Origin of the sequence: Pseudomonas brassicacearum, assembly GCF_918698105.1 — a bacterium.
In the GTDB taxonomy this organism is placed as follows: Bacteria; Pseudomonadota; Gammaproteobacteria; order Pseudomonadales; family Pseudomonadaceae; genus Aquipseudomonas; species Aquipseudomonas brassicacearum_F.
In genome coordinates this window covers 37,784-54,907 of record NZ_CAKKMI010000045.1, presented here as the reverse complement: position 1 = coordinate 54,907, position 17,124 = coordinate 37,784, and the positions used below count along the sequence as shown (strand labels likewise).

The following is a 17,124-nucleotide window of genomic DNA, read 5'->3' as shown; positions in this document are numbered from 1 at the left end:
CCGCTGGACTGCGCAGCAGGCCCCTGCGTCCGGTCTGATGCCCCCGCGGTGACAGATACATTTGGGGGCCGCTGCGCAACCCAGCGGGAGCAAGCTCCCTCGCCACAAAAAGCCCCTTGCGACAACAGGTGTTATTTGAGCGCCTGCAACGCCTCAAGCTTGGCCATCACCCCCGCCGCCGTCTGCTCCCCCAGCAACTGCTCGCGCACCTTGCCCTGGTTATCGATGATGTACGTCACCGGTAGCCCTTCACTGCGAGGAAGGTCGAAGATCTCGGCCGGGTCCCGGGCCAGCACCGTGAAGCGAATTCCCATCTTGTCGCTGGCACTCTTGAGTTCTTCGCCCTGCACCTGGTCGAAGTTGACCCCGAACACACCGATGTTGCGGCCCTTGAGCTGTTCGGCCAAGGCATTGAATTCCGGGATTTCGGTACGGCACGGCGCGCACCATTCGGCCCAGTAGTTGAGCACCACCCACTGTTTGTCCAGCCGCTGCGAGGCAATGGCCTGGCCGTTCTGGTCAACGCCGTAGTCGTTCCCGCAGCCGGCGAGCAACAAAATGCCGATGAATGTCAGTGCCGCCGTCAATCGCCTTGCCATGTGCCGATCCTTGTCTGAATGTGAACGCTGCTGCGACCCGTCGCCTCTCTCTGGTGCTAGGGACTTCGCGGCACAGTAGAATAGCCGCCACCTTACGCAAGATGCGACCCGCTCATGACCGATCTGACGCTTTATCACAACCCGCGCTGCTCGAAATCCCGCGGTGCGCTGGAACTGTTGGAGGCCCGTGGCCTGACGCCCAACGTGGTCCGCTACCTGGAAACCCCGCTCGACGCCGCGCAACTGGAACGCCTGCTGGGCAAGCTCGACATCAGCGCCCGGCAATTGCTGCGCACTGGCGAGGACGAATACAAAGCCCTGAACCTGGCCGACGAAAGCCTGAGCCAGGCCCAGTTGATCGCCGCCATTGCCGCCCACCCGAAACTCATGGAACGGCCGATTCTCGAAGTCGGGGAAAAAGCCGTGGTCGGCCGTCCGCCGGAGAAAATCCTGGAGATTCTGCCGTGACCACGCCGTACATCCTGGTGCTGTATTACAGCCGCAGCGGCTCCACCAACGAAATGGCCCGGCAGATCGCCCGCGGTGTCGAGCAAGCCGGGCTGGAAGCCAGGTTGCGTACGGTGCCGGCGATTTCTGCCGAGTGCGAAGCGGTTTCCCCGGACATCCCTGAGCAAGGCCCGCTCTACGCCAGCCTCGATGACCTGAAGAACTGCGCCGGCTTGGCCCTGGGCAGCCCGACCCGTTTCGGCAACATGGCCGCGCCGCTCAAGTACTTTCTCGACGGCACCAGCAACCTGTGGCTGACCGGCGCGCTGGTGGGCAAACCGGCCGGGGTGTTCACCTCCACCGCGAGCCTGCACGGCGGCCAGGAAACCACCCTGCTGTCGATGATGCTGCCGCTGTTGCATCACGGCATGCTGATCACTGGCCTGCCCTACAGCGAATCGGCCCTGATCGACACCCAGGGCGGTGGCACGCCCTATGGCCCGAGCCATCACGCCGGGGCCGACGGCAAAAGCGGCTTGAACGAACATGAAGTGGCCCTGTGCCGCGCCTTGGGTTCGCGCCTGGCGAAGACCGCCCTGTTGCTGGAGAACGGCCGTGGCTAAGAAGCCGAAGATCCTGCCCTCGATCCAATGGCTGGAACCGCGCGTACGCGTCGCCCGCGCCCTCAGCCTGCTGTGCTTTCTCGGCCTGGTGGGGTTGCTCAGCGCTTATTACCTGCTGATCGCCGACCTGCACGGCGCGCGCCCCTGGGTGATTCTGCTGATCGAACTGATGCCGCTGCTGATCCTCGCCCCCGGCATGCTCACCGGCAGCGCCCGCGGACACTCATGGATGTGCTTCGTGGTGAACTTGTACTTCATCAAGGGCGCACTGGCGGCCTACGACCCGAACCGGCAACTGTTCGGTGTGCTGGAAATGGCGGCGAGCGTGGCGGTGTTCTGCTCGGCGTTGTTGTATGTGCGTTGGCGGTTTCAGTTGAATCGGCGGTTGGCTGGCGAAGGCGAGCCTTCCGTCGCCTGATAGGCCGCCATCGCGAGCAAGCTCGCTCCCACAGGGGTTTTGTGAACGCCAAAGATCCAGTGTGGGAGCGAGCTTGCTCGCGATGGGCGCGACGCGATTTCAATGATTGACGGTGTACGCCAGCATCATCGATATCTGCGACATCGGCCGTCCGCCACTCTGTTCATGCCATTGGTTGAAGGCATTCTGCACCGTCGCCAGGTCCCGCTGGCTGGTGGGGACTTTGTCGATGATCTCTTGGGCATTGAGCGCCGCCACTACGTCATAACTGGGCGTGAAGGTGTCCTTGCCCATCATTCGCAGGAAGCGCGGTGCCGACAGGCCACCCAGTTGATGGCCGTGCTTTTTCAGGTAGGTCCACAGGCCGACGATGTCGGTCACCGGCCAGTCGGCGACCAGCGCGCCGAAGCTGCCCTTTTCATGGGCCACGTCTAGGATCAATTGCGCGTTGCGCGGCACGCTCTTGAGCTTGCCCAGGTGGCGGATGATCCGCGTATCCTGCATCAATCGCTCCAGGTGCTCGGCGCCCATCAGCACGACTTTTTCCGGGTCGAACTTGAAGAACACTTCCTCGAACGCCGGCCACTTGGCGTCCACCAGGCTGTGCTTGAGCCCGGCGCGAAAGACCCGCAGCGCCAGGGTCGAGAGGTAGCGGTCGTCGCTGATCTTGCGCAGTTGCGCCGGGGTCTTGGGCACCGGCAGCCGGGCTTCCAGTTCAGCCGCCGAACCGAAGCGGTTCAGACAATACTCGTGCAGCCACTTGTAATCGCGCATGCCCTCTCCTGGGGTTAAAAATGAAAACGGCGCTTGAAAGCGCCGTAATAACTATCGGTAGAGTCAGAGGTTCACCACATTGACGAACCGCGGCGTGGCGTTTTCGTCGATGCGCAGGTTGGTGAAGTCAAACAGGTTGCGGTCCGCCAGTTGCGACGGAATGACGTTCTGCAAGCCGCGGAAAATGCTCTCGGTACGGCCCGGGGTCTTGCGTTCCCATTCCTGGAGCATCTCCTTGACCACCTGGCGTTGCAGGTTTTCCTGGGAGCCGCACAGGTTGCAGGGGATGATCGGGAATTGCTTGAAATCCGAATAGGCCTGGATGTCTTTCTCGCTGCAATAGGCCAGCGGGCGGATCACCACGTTGCGCCCGTCATCGGCACGCAGCTTGGGCGGCATGGCCTTGAGCGAGCCGTTGTAGAACATGTTCAGGAAGAAGGTCTCGACGATGTCGTCGCGATGGTGCCCCAGGGCCATCTTGGTTGCGCCGATCTCGTCGGCGAAGGTGTAGAGCGTGCCGCGCCGCAGGCGTGAGCACAGCGAACAGGTGGTCTTGCCTTCGGGAATCAGTTCCTTGACCACCGAATAGGTGTCTTTCTCGACGATGTGATATTCCACGCCCAGCGACTCGAGGTAGGCCGGCAGCACATGCTCGGGGAACCCGGGCTGCTTCTGGTCCATGTTCACCGCGACGATGTCGAACTTGATCGGCGCAACCTTCTGCAGATGCATCAACACATCGAGCAAGGTGTAGCTGTCCTTGCCGCCGGACAGGCAGACCATGACCTTGTCGCCGTCCTCGATCATGTTGAAATCGGCGACCGCCTCACCGGCCTGGCGGCGCAGGCGCTTTTGCAGTTTGTTCTGGTTGACCGTAAGAGTGCCCATGACGCGAAATCCGTGAGGTGTGACGAAAGGCCGGCATTTTACGCAAAAAATCCGCCGTCGGCGAAGGCTGATGACAGGCACTTTTGTGGCGAGACCATTGTGGGAGCAAAGCTTGCTCGCGAAAACAGACGGCTCGGTTTCTGAAAGACCGCATCGCTTCCATCGCGGGCAAGCCTTGCTCCCACAAGGTGAATGTCTTTGCCAGGGTTGTGTACAGACCCATCGGCGATTAGCACCACGGCATACAGCGCGATTTGCTCTAAGCCCCCCATCCCCCTTGCGCAGACTCCTTTCTATACTGCGACATAAGGTCGCACACACTTACAGACCTTTACTTACCCGGCCATTTGGCCCGTAGGCGCTCCGTTGGGGGGCGATGGCAATAACAAAGGAGTGACTGACTATGATCCATCATGTCGTGGGGCTCTTTACCCACCCTGATCAAGAATGGAAAGAAATCCGTGGCGATCAGGAGGAAAGCATCAGCCACATGTACCTCACCCACACGCTGATCCTGGCGGCCATTCCCGCGGTATCGGCGTTCATCGGCACCACGCAGGTGGGATGGGTCATCGGCAATCGTGCACCGGTCATGCTTACCCAGGAAAGTGCGCTGTGGATGACTGTCATGTCATACCTGGCCATGTTGGGCGGTGTGGCAGTGATGGGCGCCTTCATCCACTGGATGGCCCGCACCTACGACGCCAATCCGAGCCTGGCCCGTTGCGTCGCGTTCGCCACCTACACCGCGACACCTTTGTTCATCGGCGGCCTGGCGGCGCTCTACCCGCACATGTGGCTGGGGATGATCGTCGGCACAGCGGCGATCTGCTACACGGTCTACCTGCTGTATGTGGGCTTGCCGACGTTCATGAATATTCACCAGGACGAAGGTTTTCTGTTTTCCAGTTCGGTGCTCGCCGTCGGCCTGGTGGTGCTGGTGGCGATCATGGCGTTCACGGTGATTGTCTGGGGGCTCGGCGTCGGCCCGGTCTATACCAATTGAAGGATTGAAACGGTCCCGATAGTACCCTCCAATAAAAACAGGATCTGCCGACACAGGCCGCCGCAAGGCGGCCTTCCTGTGTTTGAGCCGCTCGAAACGACCACTGGGCGCCTGGACGATTCGCAACGGCCGGCGCTTGCGGCATACTCGGGCTTCTGGAGACCCGTAAAGCATGCTCGAGCAACTCAATACCCGCGTCGAAGAGTGTTACCAACAAGCCGAATCCTTTTTCAAACGTCCTTTCAAACGCCCCGTCGTCAGCTTCAAATTGCGTGGCCAGAAGGCCGGTGTCGCGCACCTGCATGAGAATCTGCTGCGCTTCAATCCACAGTTGTATCGGGAAAACGCCGAAGATTTCCTCAAGCAAACCGTCGCCCATGAAGTCGCGCACCTGATCGCCCATCAACTGTTTGGCGAACGCATCCAGCCCCATGGCGAGGAATGGCAACTGATCATGCGCGGGGTCTACGAACTGCCGCCCAACCGCTGCCACACCTACGAAATCAAACGCCGCAGCGTGACCCGCTACATCTACAAATGCCCATGCGACGGCAGCGACTTCCCGTTCTCGGCCCAGCGCCACAGCCTGGTGCGCCAGGGACGGCGGTATTTGTGCCGTAGCTGCCGCAATACCTTGGTGTTCAGTGGAGAAACCCGGGTCGAATAGCAGGATTTGTGGTGTCTGGGCTGGCCTCATCGCGAGCAAGCTCGCTCCCACAGGGGTTTTGTGAGCGCCGCAAATCCAGTGTGGGAGCGAGCTTGCTCGCGATGGCGGCCTGACAGACGCTACAAAACCACCCCGCGCTTACGCAACGCTTCGATCCGCTGCGCACTAAACCCCAACTCCCCCAACACCTGATCCGTATGCGCCCCCAGCGCCGCGCCAATATGCCGAGGCTCGGGCAACCCTTCGGAAAACTTCAACGGACAGGCCATCTGCGCCTGGCTCGAACCATCGCCCCGAGGCACCTGTGTCACCAGCTCCCGAGCCTGTAACTGCGGATGCCGGACAGCTTCCCCCAGGCCCAGCACCGGCTCGACGCAAGCATCGATTCCGGCAAACAGGCTGCACAGCTCGGCAAAATCGTGTTTTTCAAACTCGGCTTGCAGCGCCTGCTTGAGGGCGTGTTGTTGTTCGGGCTTGGGCGACAACCCCTGGGCCGCCAGTTCCGGCCGCCCCAAGGCCCCGCACAACGCCTGCATGAACGCCGGTTCCAGGCTGCCCACCGACATCCAGCGACCATCGCGGGTGCGGTAATAGTCATAGAAGCTGCCGCCGTTGAGCATCTGCTTTTCCCAACCCGGCTCGACACCGCAGGCCAGGTAACCGGCACCAGCCATGGCGTTAAGGCTGAACACGCAGTCAGTCATGCTCACGTCCAGGTGCTGGCCCTGCCCGGTTTGCTGACGGGCGATGACCGCCGCCAACAGCCCGATCACCCCGTGCAACGAACCACCGGCGATGTCCGCCGCCTGGATCCCCAGCGGCAACGGACCGCTGTCGGCACGGCCGGTGTGGCTGGCCAGCCCCGCCAGGGCCAGGTAATTGATGTCGTGACCGGCGCGGTCCTTGTAGGGCCCGGTCTGGCCGTAGCCGGTGATCGACACATAGATCAGCCGCGGATTGATCGCCTTCAAGGCCTCGTACCCCAGGCCCAGTCGCTCCATCACGCCGGGGCGGAATTGTTCCAGGAGGATGTCGTGGTCCCCGAGCAATTGCGTGACCACCGCCAACGCCTCCGGCTGCTTGAGGTCCAGGGCCAGGCTGCGCTTGTTGCGGTTGAGGTAGGCATGGCTGGCCGATACCCCCTGGTCATGGGGCGGCAACACTCGCAGCAGGTCCTGGCGGGTCGGCGACTCGATGCGCAGCACCTCGGCCCCCATGTCCGCCAACAACAGCGAGGCGAACGGGCCGGGCAGCAGGGTCGAGAAGTCCAGAACCTTGAGCGATGCCAGTGGGCCTTGCATGGACGATCTCCGAGAGGGTGATGGTTAGAGACTAGGCAGGGGCTAGTGATGGGGCAATTACCGCAGGTGTCGTTTGAGCTGACCAATCCGCTCAGTCCAGGACCATTGTAGCGAGGGAGCTTGCTCCCGCTGGGTTCTGTAGGAGCTGCCGAAGGCTGCGATCTTTTGATCTTTCGCTTGAGATTCAAGCGCCTTCGGAAAGATCGCAGCCTCGTTGCACTCGACAGCTCCTACACAGCCCAGCGGGAGCAAGCTCCCTCGCCACAGAAGCGCGCCAGCTTCAAAATTGAGAACCAATAAAAAACCCGCCGAAGCGGGTTTTTCATTGCGGCGTGAAGATTACCTCACAGCGCCAGGAGCAGAGGTTTCAGCCGCTACAATCTGCGCCGCTGCGATCTGCTCGTCATCTTCACGGACGTCGGAGATACCACGACCACCGGAAGCCAGCTCGGTCTGCAACTGGTCTTCGTCCAGTTCCTTGACCCACTTGGCAACCACGATCGTGGCGACGGCGTTGCCCACCAGGTTGGTCAGGGCGCGGGCTTCGGACATGAAGCGGTCGATACCCAGGATCAGGGCCAGGCCGGCCACCGGCAAGGTGCCCACGGCCGACAGGGTGGCCGCCAGCACGATGAAGCCGCTACCGGTCACGCCGGCCGCACCCTTGGACGACAGCAGTAGCACCAGCAGCAGGGTGATCTGGTGAGTCAGGTCCATCTGGGTGTCAGTGGCCTGGGCAATGAACACCGCAGCCATGGTCAGGTAGATCGAAGTACCGTCGAGGTTGAACGAGTAGCCAGTCGGAATCACCAGGCCTACGACCGACTTCTTGGCACCCAGGCGCTCCATCTTGATCAGCATGCGTGGCAGGGCCGATTCCGACGAGGAAGTACCCAGCACGATCAGCAGTTCTTCACGGATGTAGCGGATCAACTTGACGACGCTGAAGCCGTGGGCGCGGCAGATGGCGCCTAGTACGACCAGCACGAACACCACGCAGGTGATGTAGAAGCAGATCATCAGCTGGCCCAGTTGCACCAGCGAACCGACACCGTAGGCACCGATGGTGAAGGCCATGGCACCGAAGGCACCGAGGGGGGCCAGCTTCATGATCATGTTGATGATGATGAACATCACGTGGGCGAAGCGATCGATGAAGTCCAGCACCGGCTTGCCGTAGGCACCCAGGCGGTGCAGGGCAAAACCGAAGATCACCGAGAACATCAGCACTTGCAGGATGTCGCCGTTGGCGAACGCGCCGACGATGGTGTTCGGGATCACGTTGAGGATGAAGGCAATGATGCTCTGGTCTTTACCTGCCGAAATGAAGCCAGCGATCTTGCTGGTGTCCAGGGTCGACACATCGATGTGCATGCCGGCGCCCGGTTGCACGACGTTGACCACGACCAGGCCGATCAGCAGGGCAACGGTGGAAACAATTTCGAAGTACAGCAGCGCGAAGCCACCGGTCTTGCCCACCGACTTCATGTTCTGCATGCCGGCGATGCCGCTCACGACGGTGCAGAAGATGATGGGAGCGATGACCATTTTGATCAGTTTGATGAACCCGTCGCCAAATGGCTTGAGGGCAACACCGGTCTGCGGGTAGAAGTGACCGAGCAAAATACCGATGGCAATGGCTACGATCACCTGGAAATACAGGGATTTGTACAGTGGCTGACGAGTCGTCATGGCAAACCTTCCTCAAGAGTCCCGTTTGACGACTTCCACCTGTCGTCCACGGCACCTCAATTGCGAACCCTCCTGCACTGGAGGGATTTGTTTTTTGTCGGCTGCACGCGGCAGACCTATGTGCTCTATCGCAAGGCTCGTGCCATTTTTCAGAAAATCCCTACAAGCGTTATTGCAGAAGGGTCCTGGAATTATTCAAGGATTAAACACGGGTGTTGAATGTGGCGGATTTCCGCCCGCAGGAAGTTTCTCACTCCGGGATTTGGCGGATATCCGCCTTGTCGAGTCGCAGTGCCCTGCTACCATCGCCCGCTTAACGGACGGACTTCAGCCATGCGCCAACGCACGATCGCCAGCCACTTCGCCCGCGCAGCCCTGGGCGGCGCGCGTCGGCAAGGCTTCGACTATTTTCCTCTGTTGCAACAGCTGGGCATCAGCCCGGAGCTGTTGGATGAACCGCGCGCGCGGATTGCGCCCGAGCAGTTCGCGCGCTTGTTGCAGGCGCTGTGGCTGGCATTGGGGGACGAATACCTGGGGTTCGGCAGGGCTGCGAGTAAACCCGGGACGTTTGCCATGATGTGTCACGCGTTGATCCACTGTCGGACCTTGGGCAAGGCCCTGCAGCGCGGTTTGCTGTTCTACAGCCTGTTCCCCGACGCGCCGAGCCTGACGCTGGAAGCCGAAGGCGAGCGAGTGCGACTGGTGCTGGACGATTCGACGCTGTGGGACCCGGATCACTTCCTGACTGAAAGCTTGCTGGTGGTCTGGCATCGCCTGGCCAGTTGGCTGATCGGCCAGCGGATCGGCCTGGAACAGGCGACCTTCGGCTACACCAAACCCGCCCACGGTGCCGAATACGACTTACTGTTTCCCTGTCCGCTGGTATTCGACGCACACAGCAGCAGCCTGTTGTTCCACAGCCGCTACCTGGACATGCCGCTGCTGCAGGACGAACGCACCCTCAAGTATTTCCTCGAACGCTCCCCCGCCGACCTGCTGTCGCGCCCGGACGATGGCCACAGCCTGAGCAGCCAGCTACGCCGCTTGCTCAGCCGCGACAGCGCCCGCTGGCCCGACCTGGACACCGTCGCCAGCCATCTGCACATCAGCCCGCAGACCTTGCGCCGGCATTTGCGTGAGGAAGGCACCAGCTTCCAGGAACTCAAGGATCAGCTGCGGCGGGATATCGCCATCTACCACTTGGGGCGTGCGGATTTGTCGTTGCAGCAGATCGCCGAGCAGTTGGGGTTCTCGGAGCCGTCGGCGTTTCACCGGGCGTTCAAGAAATGGACGGGGGTCACGCCGGGGGCTTATCGGGAGTTGGAGAGTTGAGTGGTGACATCCAACTTCTGTGGTGTATCCACCGTCTCCTGTGGCGAGGGAGCTTGCTCCCGCTGGGCTGCGAAGCGGCCCCAAAAACTTGCGAGCGCTACGCACTCGAGCGGGAGCAAGCTCCCTCGCCACAGGGGCCCGCACACACACAGAAAACACTTCTGTCAAACCACCGGAAAGTGAATCCGGAACGCCGCCCCGCCCAACTCTGAATCCCCCAGGGTCAACTTGGCGCCGTAGCTCTCGATGATGTCCTTGACCACCGCCAGGCCAATACCCTGCCCCGGATGCTGGCGATCCAGTCGCTCGCCGCGCTGGAGAATCCGCGCACGTTGATCCGGCGGCACGCCCGGCCCGTCGTCCTCGACGCTCAACTCCGTGCCGCCGAGGGTCTGGTGCACGCTGACGCGCACCTCGCCCAGGCACAGCCGATAGGCGTTTTCCAGCAGGTTGCCGAGCATCTCCAGCAAGGCGCCCTGTTCGATCGGCACCTGGCAGTGCTCTGGCAGATCGAAACGGACATTGACGCGTTTGTCACGATAGACCTTGTCCAGAGTGTCACACAGGCTTTGCAGCACCGGGCGCAAGCGCACCTGATGGCGCACCAGCCCGCTTTTGCGCAGGCTGGCGCGTTGCAGTTGGTAGCCGATCTGCTGGCTCATGCGCTCGATCTGGGATTGCAGCACCCAAGCCTGGCCACGGTCTTCGGGGCGCCGGGCCATGTCCTCGCTGACGCCCTGCAACACCGCCAACGGGGTCTTCAAGCTATGGGCCAGGTCATCGAGGGAATCGCGATAACGGCTGCGCTGCTCCCGCTCGCTGTACAACAGACGGTTGAGGGAGCCGGTCAGGCGTAACAGCTCCCGGGGATGCTCGGTACTGAGGCTTTCCCGGGCCCCGCTTTCGATTTCGTCCAGCTCCTGGCTCAGGCGCCGCAACGCCCGCAAGCCCCAGGTCAGGCCGATCCACAACAAGGCCAGCAACACCGCCAGGGCCGCACCAAAGCCCAGGTAGAGATTGTCCCGCAGCCCCTGCAAGGTCACCTCGTAGTCGCGCACCGGTTGCAGAGTGACGATGCTGAACGCAGCGCTCTGGCCGCCGAGCAACTTGATCTCGACGTCGTAGACAAAAAACTCCTGGCCGTCGTTCTCGCGAATGCGCGCGAACTGATTGCCCTGGCCGTCATAGCGTGGCGTGTAGTTGATGTTTTCTTCCCGGGTGGCCTTCGAGCGCCAGACCAACCGCCCCTCGCGATCATAGATGTAGCCCAGCAGTCGGGCATCGGCGAGGTTGAAACGCTCATCGGGCAACTGCGCCGGCATCTTCAAGCGATTGTTCTCCACGCGGGCGGCGGAAATCAGCGTGGTCACATCCGAGGCCAGGCGTTGCTCGATGGATTCCTGCAACGCCAGGCTGAACGCGCCTTGCATGGCCGGCAACAAGGCCAGCATGAACAGCACCGCCAGGGTCATGGCAGCCAGCATCAAGCGCAGGCGAAGCGAACGAATCACTGGCAGCGCTCGTTGAACAGGTAACCCAGGCCACGCACGGTGTCGATCGGCTTGAAGCCGGCCGGGGCTTCCAGCTTACGGCGCAGGCGCCCGACCAGCACTTCGATGACATTGGGATCACGCTCGTCGTCATCGGGGTAAAGCTGCTCCATCAAGCGGTCCTTGGCCACCACTTGCTGGTGATGGCGCATGAGGTATTCAAGAATGCGGTACTCATAGGCGGTCAACGCCAGCGGTTGTTCATCCAGGGACGCCTGCTTGCGATTGAGGTCCAGCAGCAACGGGCCGGCGACGATGGTCGATTGGGTAAAACCACTGGAGCGGCGCAACAGGGCGTTCAAGCGGGCCTCCAGCTCTTCGAACTGAAACGGCTTGACCACGTAGTCGTCGGCACCGGCGGCCAGGCCTTCGACCTTGTCCTGCCAATTGCCGCGGGCGGTGAGGATCAGGATCGGAAACGTCTTGTCCTGCGAGCGCAGCCGACGGATCAGTTCCAGCCCGCTGATGCCCGGCAGCCCCAGGTCGATCACCGCCAGGTCATGGTTGAATTCCCGGACCTGGTACAAGGCCTCTTCGGCATTGGCCACGGCCTGCACCACATGGCCGCTGTCGGTGAGACGAGTTTGCAGGTGGTGACGCAACAGCGCTTCGTCTTCGACGACCAGTAATTTCACGGAGCCTCTCCCCAGGCAAATCAAACAATCTAGTGCCGCGTACCTCAACGAAAGGCGCCGGATCGTCTTCGACCGATCCGGCGGGATACGCTCACCATCAACCGCTTAGAACGTGTAGTTGGCGGACAGGTACGTCTGGGCGCTGCTGGTCAGGTCCAGCGAGCCAACCTTGTCGCTACCGTGCGGGCTCATCTCGGTGCTGGCATTGCTGCGCAGGTAACGGTAACCCAGTTCAACCGAGGTGTTTTGCGAAATTTGTTGCAGCACGCCCCCTTGCAGGCCCACGGCATAGCCGATGTCGCTGTCGCGGCTGAAGCCGGGAGAATCCTGGGTCAGCTTGGTCAGGCCTGCCGTGCCGCCACCGAACAGCTTGGTGCTGCTGGTGACCGGATAGAACACATCGTAGCTGCCCAACAGGTTTTCCTGGCGCAGCTTGATGCCGTTGTGGGTGCCCGAGACGTTGTCGTAGGTGGCGTAGTAGCGGCCCTGGTCGTTTTGCTTGCCCAATCGGATGCCATAGGTGGCGTCCTTACCGATGACGCCGTCGGCGTTCGGGTTGTTCAGGGCACTGTCCAGGGCGTTGGATTTCTTCACCTTGTCGCTGGTCTGGCCGAGGGTCAGGCTGGCGAAGTTGTCATCGGCGTGGGCCAGGGCGCTGGCGCCCAGTACGGTGAAAGCCAACAGCAGTTTTTTCATAGCAGTCATGGTCAAGTTCCTTTGCAGCGTGGGTGAACTGTGAAGTCGCCGTCACCTTAACCAGCGCCCCCTGAACACCCCTTGAACGTTCTCTGAACCTGCGCTGAATGAATCGGCTAATCTGTGCGGACCACTTTCATAAGGAGATCCGTCATGCGCAGGCTGCTTGCTGTTGTACTTCTGGCCATGAGCGGCGTGAGCCACGCCGCTATCCAGACCCAGGAGCTCCCCTACACCAGTGCCGACGGCACCCAGCTGATCGGCTATTACGCGTATGACGACGCCGTCAAGGGCCCGCGCCCGGGCGTGGTGGTGGTGCATGAATGGTGGGGGCTGAACGACTACGCCAAGCGCCGTGCCCGTGACCTCGCGGGCCTGGGCTACAGCGCCCTGGCTATCGACATGTACGGTGACGGCAAGAACACCGAGCACCCCAAGGACGCCATGGCCTTCATGCAGGCGGCGCTCAAGGACGGCGCGGCGGCGGCCAGTGCCCGCTTCCAGGCCGGTCTCGACCTGCTGAAGAAACAACCCCAGACCGATCCGCACAAACTCGCCGCCATCGGCTACTGCTTCGGCGGCAAAGTGGTGCTCGACGCGGCGCGCCAGGGTGTGCCGCTGGCCGGTGTGGTGAGTTTCCACGGTGCACTGGTGACCAACACCCCGGCAACGCCTGGCAGCGTCAAGGCCAAGGTGCTGGTCGAGCATGGCGCCCAGGACAGCATGGTTACCCAAGACAACGTCACCGCGTTCAAGAGCGAGATGGACAAGGCCGGCGCCGACTATAAATTTGTCAGCCTCAAAGGCGCCAAGCACGGCTTCAGCAACCCCGATGCCGACCGCTTGAGCCACGGCGAACATGGCGGGCCGGACATTGGCTACAACAAGGAAGCCGATGAGAAGTCGTGGGCGGACATGCAGAAGTTCTTCAAGAAAATCTTTGGCTGAAATCGATTCTTTCAGCTGAAACAGATGACGCTTTTGTGGCGAGGGAGCTTGCTCCCGCTTGAGTGCGTAGCGCTCACAGATTATCGGGGCCGCTTCGCAGCCCAGCGGGAGCAAGCTCCCTCGCCACAAAAGCCGGCCTCTGCCCCATACACACGCCCCCCACTATCCAGCCTCCAACCAACCCGGCAAAATGCCCGGCATGAACACACTCCCCACCCTGCCCGCCTGCTGCTCGCCTTTGGATGAACACTGGCTATTGCCCGACGCCCTGCCCGACACGGTGCTGCTGAGCACGCGCTTCGACCCGTTGTTGCTGGTGGGCGCCGACTTTCCCAACAGTGCCATCGAACCACCAGCGAGCATCCAGCGCTCGGTGGCCAAGCGCCAGGCAGAATTCCTGGCCGGGCGGATCTGCGCCCGGGCGGCATTGCAGCGGCTCGACGGCCAGGCCTGCGTGCCGGCCATCGGCGAAGACCGCGCCCCGGTGTGGCCGGCCCATGTCAGCGGCTCGATCACCCACAGCACGGGTCGGGCGGCGGCTATCGTCGCGAAAAAAGATCACTGGCAAGGGCTGGGCATGGACGTCGAAAACCTGCTCGACCCCGAGCGCGCCGAGCGCCTGGCCGGTGAAATCCTCACCTCGCCAGAGTTGCAGCGCATGACCCAACTCGCGCGCGATGACCGGGCCTTGCTGGTGACCCTGACCTTTTCCGTGAAGGAAAGCCTGTTCAAGGCGCTGTACCCGATCGTCAGGCAGCGCTTTTATTTCGAGCATGCCGAGGTGCTGGATTGGACACACGATGGACAGGTGCGCCTGCGCTTGCTGACGGACCTGTCGAACGAGTGGCGCCATGGCAGTGAGTTGCAGGCGCAGTTTGGGGTGAAGGATGGGCAGTTGTTGAGTCTGGTGGGGATCAAGGCCTGAGAGCTGTGCTGCTTTTCAGGGCCTCATCGCGGGCAAGCCTTGCTCCCACAGGTCAGTGCTCCTTCATTCAAGTGCTGTTTGCTGTGGGAGCAAGGCTTGCCCGCGATGGCGGTCGATCAGGCACCCCATCCATCAAGACCTGTCCTGATGCCTCGGCCAGCTCAAACTGAAGCACGCCCCGCCCAGGCTCTTGCTCTTGCCGATCAGCGCCCGACCGTCATGCCAGTGGATGATCCGCCGCACGATCGACAGCCCCAGCCCATGGCCGCCCGACGCCCGGGCGCGGCTGTCGTCCAGGCGCAGGAAAGGTTTGAAAATCCGCTCCCACGCCGCTTCCGGCACGCCCGGCCCGTCATCCTCCACATCCACCCGGCAGCGCAACTGGCCTACCTGGTAACTGACCGTGACCTTGGAATGGGCGTGGCGCATGGCGTTACCTACCAGGTTCTGCAAGGCGCGATGCAGAAAACGTGGCTCGGCCTCGACCCAGGCGCCGTCGCAATCAGCGGCCGACAGGCATAGACCGCGCTCAACCGTGACCCCCGCCCGCAACGGCCCCAGTTCATCGATCACTTGATTGACCAGCGCATCCAGGTCCACCCGCTGGAAATTCAGGGCCGGCGAACCCTGCTCCAGCCGCGCGTAGGTGAGCATTTCGTCCACCAGCCGATCCAGGTCTTCAATGTCGTGGTCCATGCCCGCCAGGTATTTGTCCCGGGCCTGGGGTGTAGTGGCGCTGCCGAGCATTTCCAGGCCGAAGCGCAGGCGCGCCACCGGGGTACGCAATTCGTGGGATACCGCCCGCACCAGCTCACGCTGGATCGCCAGCAGTTGCTGCAGGTGCTCGGCCATGCCATTGAACGCAGCGGCCAATCGCCCGACCGAGTCGGCGCCTCGGGCCGGCACCCGGGTTTCCAGGCTGCCCTGGGCGATTTGGGTGGCGGCCGACTCCAGGCCACGCAAGCGCCGCTCCAGCTGGCGCACCAGCAGGTAGACGATCAAGCCGATCAGGCTCAAGCCGAGCGCCGCAATCAGCACCAGCCATTGCGGCGGATAAGGGTTCATCTGGTACAGCGGACCGATCTCCAACACCCACGGCGTGCCGACCATGCCGGCGAAGACCCGGATGGAGTCGCCGCCCTTGCCCAAGGCCATCACCGTATCGCCCTCGGACACACGACGGCGCTGGTCGTCGTCCATGTCCGCCTGCTCGGCGGTCATGAGTCGCAGATCGAAACCAAAACCTTTTTCCTGCGCCAGTTGCGCCAGCCGCTTGGGTTGTTCGGCCACGGGGTAACGCACCAGCTCGTCGGCCAACAGGTAAATGGTTGCGCGGGCCAGTTGCTCGCTGATCTGCTGAACCTCCCCGACCAACATCAATTGCTCGGCATCATTGATCAGCCGATAGACTTTTGCCGCATGCGGCCCGGTTTGCTCCACCAATGCCTGGCCGCGCAGCACGCGGGTGCGCTGGCCGAGGTCGAGGTCAGTCTGGGGAAACGTCTGCAAGGCCAGGGGAATACCCAGCAGGCGCTCCCACACCACCAATGCCCGGCGACGCTCGGTATCGTTCATCGGCCGCAGGTTGTCGGCCATCAGCGAAAACGTGCCGTGGGCCAGGCGCTCGCGGTATTGCTCGCTGCGGGTCTGGTTGAGCAGGTGCAGGGCAAGTACGCCGAGAACCGCCACCAGCACCAGTGCGGCGCACATGCCGCCGTAGATACGCAGGAAGATCGAATTCACGGCGCCAGGTCTACGCAGGCTTCAGGAACGAACAGGTAGCCCTTGCTGCGAATGGTCTTGATCAGCCGTGGATGGTCCGGGTCGTCGCCGATCTTGGGGCGGATGCGTGAAATGCGCACGTCGATTGAACGGTCCTGGCCGTCATAACCGATGCCGCGCAGGGCGGTGAAGATTTCTTCCCGGGACAGGACGCGCCCGGCATTGGACACCAGCAGCCACAGCAGGTCGAACTCGGCGCTGGTCAGCTCGATACCGTTGCCCTGCAACCAGGCTTCGCGCAAGGCGTCGTCGACCACCAGCGGGCCGAATTGCAGGCGGCGCTGCTTCTGCGCCACGCTCGGCTCCGGTTCGCTGCGCCGCAGCAGGGCCTGGATACGCGCCAAGAGCAAACGCGGGCGAACCGGCTTGCAGACGTAATCATCGGCGCCCAGGTCCAGGCCCTGGATCTGATCGGTGTCGTCGGTGCGGGCGGTGAGCATCAGGATCGGCCCGTCATAATGCCCACGCACCTTGCGACAGATGCTCAGGCCGTCTTCGCCGGGCAGCATCAGATCGAGGACCACCAGGTCCGGCTGTTCGGCAATGATCCGCGCCGCCGCCACCGCGCCGTCGCCTTCGATGGCGACACGCAACCCGTTGCTTTCGAGGTATTCCCGGGTCAGCTCGGCCAGACGCTGGTCATCCTCGACGATCAATACCTGCCAGGCTTCTTGTTCCACTGGGGCCTCGTCTTGCTGCGAATATAAAAGGAAGGATCAACACGGCCCCTGTGGCGAGGGAGCTTGCTCCCGCTGGGCTGCGAAGCGGCCCCAAAAAACTTGCGAGCGCTGCGCACTCGAGCGGGAGCAAGCTCCCTCGCCACAAAGTGCCCGCTTCAACT

Annotated in this window: 18 protein-coding genes; 8 read left to right on the top strand and 10 right to left on the bottom strand. The window is 62.2% G+C overall.

Features of this window, described 5'->3' with window-relative positions; translation table 11 throughout:
- Positions 1–131: 131 nt before the first annotated feature.
- Positions 132–599, bottom strand: a complete 468-nt coding sequence (locus tag LQ215_RS18275; protein ID WP_018610328.1) for a TlpA family protein disulfide reductase — start codon at positions 597–599, stop codon at positions 132–134.
- 114 nt (positions 600–713) lie between these two features.
- Between LQ215_RS18275 and arsC the strand changes: the two genes are divergently transcribed.
- The 3 genes from arsC to LQ215_RS18260 are packed head-to-tail and all read left to right on the top strand — an operon-like array spanning position 714 to position 2,087.
- Complete coding sequence (gene arsC, locus LQ215_RS18270) at positions 714–1,067, top strand: arsenate reductase (glutaredoxin) (protein WP_230151895.1); 354 nt, start codon at positions 714–716, stop codon at positions 1,065–1,067.
- The gene (wrbA, locus tag LQ215_RS18265; protein WP_014339762.1) at positions 1,064–1,669 is read left to right on the top strand and encodes an NAD(P)H:quinone oxidoreductase; all 606 of its coding nucleotides are present in this window, start codon (positions 1,064–1,066) and stop codon (positions 1,667–1,669) included. Before arsC ends, wrbA begins: the two co-directional genes overlap by 4 nt.
- Positions 1,662–2,087, top strand: a complete 426-nt coding sequence (locus LQ215_RS18260; RefSeq protein ID WP_230151893.1) for a DUF2069 domain-containing protein — start codon at positions 1,662–1,664, stop codon at positions 2,085–2,087. The genes wrbA and LQ215_RS18260 overlap by 8 nt, the downstream gene beginning before the upstream one ends.
- 99 nt (positions 2,088–2,186) lie before the next feature.
- On the opposite strand, the gene LQ215_RS18255 is transcribed toward LQ215_RS18260, so the two are convergent.
- Together LQ215_RS18255 and ttcA are read right to left on the bottom strand one after the other, a co-directional pair.
- Positions 2,187–2,861, bottom strand: coding sequence for a DNA-3-methyladenine glycosylase I (locus LQ215_RS18255; RefSeq protein WP_230151892.1), 675 nt, complete (start codon positions 2,859–2,861; stop codon positions 2,187–2,189).
- 63 nt (positions 2,862–2,924) lie between these two features.
- The gene (ttcA, locus tag LQ215_RS18250; protein ID WP_003204698.1) at positions 2,925–3,749 is read right to left on the bottom strand and encodes a tRNA 2-thiocytidine(32) synthetase TtcA; all 825 of its coding nucleotides are present in this window, start codon (positions 3,747–3,749) and stop codon (positions 2,925–2,927) included.
- 403 nt (positions 3,750–4,152) lie between these two features.
- Here ttcA and LQ215_RS18245 point away from each other — a divergent pair, with 403 nt between their 5' ends.
- Positions 4,153–4,755, top strand: a complete 603-nt coding sequence (locus LQ215_RS18245; RefSeq protein ID WP_230151891.1) for a Yip1 family protein — start codon at positions 4,153–4,155, stop codon at positions 4,753–4,755.
- Positions 4,756–4,927: 172 nt separating this feature from the next.
- On the top strand, positions 4,928–5,422 hold the full coding sequence (locus LQ215_RS18240; RefSeq protein WP_003204703.1) for a SprT family zinc-dependent metalloprotease: 495 nt from the start codon (positions 4,928–4,930) through the stop codon (positions 5,420–5,422).
- Between the two features lie 119 nt (positions 5,423–5,541).
- Here the strand turns inward: LQ215_RS18240 and LQ215_RS18235 are convergent, their stop codons facing one another.
- Together LQ215_RS18235 and LQ215_RS18230 are read right to left on the bottom strand one after the other, a co-directional pair.
- Positions 5,542–6,723, bottom strand: a complete 1,182-nt coding sequence (locus LQ215_RS18235) for a CaiB/BaiF CoA transferase family protein (RefSeq protein WP_230151888.1) — start codon at positions 6,721–6,723, stop codon at positions 5,542–5,544.
- A gap of 339 nt (positions 6,724–7,062) precedes the next feature.
- The gene (locus LQ215_RS18230; protein WP_230151886.1) at positions 7,063–8,415 is read right to left on the bottom strand and encodes a dicarboxylate/amino acid:cation symporter; all 1,353 of its coding nucleotides are present in this window, start codon (positions 8,413–8,415) and stop codon (positions 7,063–7,065) included.
- A gap of 333 nt (positions 8,416–8,748) precedes the next feature.
- Between LQ215_RS18230 and LQ215_RS18225 the strand changes: the two genes are divergently transcribed.
- Positions 8,749–9,747 (top strand): AraC family transcriptional regulator, encoded by a 999-nt coding sequence (locus LQ215_RS18225; RefSeq protein ID WP_230151884.1) that lies wholly within the window; start codon positions 8,749–8,751, stop codon positions 9,745–9,747.
- A gap of 164 nt (positions 9,748–9,911) precedes the next feature.
- Here the strand turns inward: LQ215_RS18225 and LQ215_RS18220 are convergent, their stop codons facing one another.
- From LQ215_RS18220 to LQ215_RS18210, 3 genes are all read right to left on the bottom strand, one after another.
- Positions 9,912–11,258 carry an ATP-binding protein gene (locus tag LQ215_RS18220; RefSeq protein WP_230151883.1) on the bottom strand — a complete coding sequence of 449 codons (1,347 nt, stop codon included), beginning with the start codon at positions 11,256–11,258 and terminating at the stop codon, positions 9,912–9,914.
- Positions 11,255–11,932, bottom strand: coding sequence for a response regulator (locus LQ215_RS18215; RefSeq protein WP_058542557.1), 678 nt, complete (start codon positions 11,930–11,932; stop codon positions 11,255–11,257). Before LQ215_RS18215 ends, LQ215_RS18220 begins: the two co-directional genes overlap by 4 nt.
- A gap of 105 nt (positions 11,933–12,037) precedes the next feature.
- Positions 12,038–12,637 (bottom strand): porin family protein, encoded by a 600-nt coding sequence (locus LQ215_RS18210; RefSeq protein ID WP_230151881.1) that lies wholly within the window; start codon positions 12,635–12,637, stop codon positions 12,038–12,040.
- 144 nt (positions 12,638–12,781) lie between these two features.
- Here LQ215_RS18210 and LQ215_RS18205 point away from each other — a divergent pair, with 144 nt between their 5' ends.
- Positions 12,782–13,576 carry a dienelactone hydrolase family protein gene (locus LQ215_RS18205; protein WP_230151879.1) on the top strand — a complete coding sequence of 265 codons (795 nt, stop codon included), beginning with the start codon at positions 12,782–12,784 and terminating at the stop codon, positions 13,574–13,576.
- Positions 13,577–13,775: 199 nt separating this feature from the next.
- Positions 13,776–14,501: a 4'-phosphopantetheinyl transferase family protein gene (locus LQ215_RS18200; protein ID WP_230151877.1), complete on the top strand. Its 726-nt coding sequence runs from the start codon at positions 13,776–13,778 to the stop codon at positions 14,499–14,501.
- Between the two features lie 132 nt (positions 14,502–14,633).
- On the opposite strand, the gene LQ215_RS18195 is transcribed toward LQ215_RS18200, so the two are convergent.
- Positions 14,634–16,244, bottom strand: a complete 1,611-nt coding sequence (locus LQ215_RS18195) for an ATP-binding protein (RefSeq protein ID WP_230151875.1) — start codon at positions 16,242–16,244, stop codon at positions 14,634–14,636.
- Positions 16,241–16,963 carry a response regulator gene (locus LQ215_RS18190; protein WP_230151873.1) on the bottom strand — a complete coding sequence of 241 codons (723 nt, stop codon included), beginning with the start codon at positions 16,961–16,963 and terminating at the stop codon, positions 16,241–16,243. The genes LQ215_RS18195 and LQ215_RS18190 overlap by 4 nt, the downstream gene beginning before the upstream one ends.
- Between the last annotated feature and the right edge of the window lie 161 nt (positions 16,964–17,124).